The sequence below is a fragment of the Bacteroides sp. AM16-24 genome, from assembly GCF_003471885.1.
Lineage (GTDB): Bacteria > Bacteroidota > Bacteroidia > Bacteroidales > Bacteroidaceae > Bacteroides.
On sequence record NZ_QRKI01000052.1, the window covers coordinates 724 to 985 of the forward strand.

The 262-nt window shown below is 45.4% G+C and carries 1 protein-coding gene; it reads right to left on the minus strand.

The features are described 5' to 3' along the window. The coding region (locus DW182_RS22365) for a hypothetical protein (protein WP_233564211.1) at positions 1-254 on the minus strand (254 nt) is incomplete at its 3' end. Positions 255-262 lie beyond the last annotated feature (8 nt).

Here is a 262-nt window from a genome sequence, read left to right on the forward strand (position 1 = left end):
TTGTTCCTAAGCGCTTCTATGGCAGCCATATCAGCCGAAGAAGGAGAAACGGCGCTTGTCACCCTGTCTATCAACGTTTGTCCTAATGCGCTGAAAGAACCGCCTCTTATTTCAGCAACAACCCGTTGCCCCTTATACCCCCAGATATAGGAGACATCTTCAAATTCACCGTCTTTAGAGATACGGGTAGGATTGCCGTATTTGTCATAGCTTTGATATTTGATGCGGGGCTCGTAATAGTTAAGTTGCTTCACATTTTGCA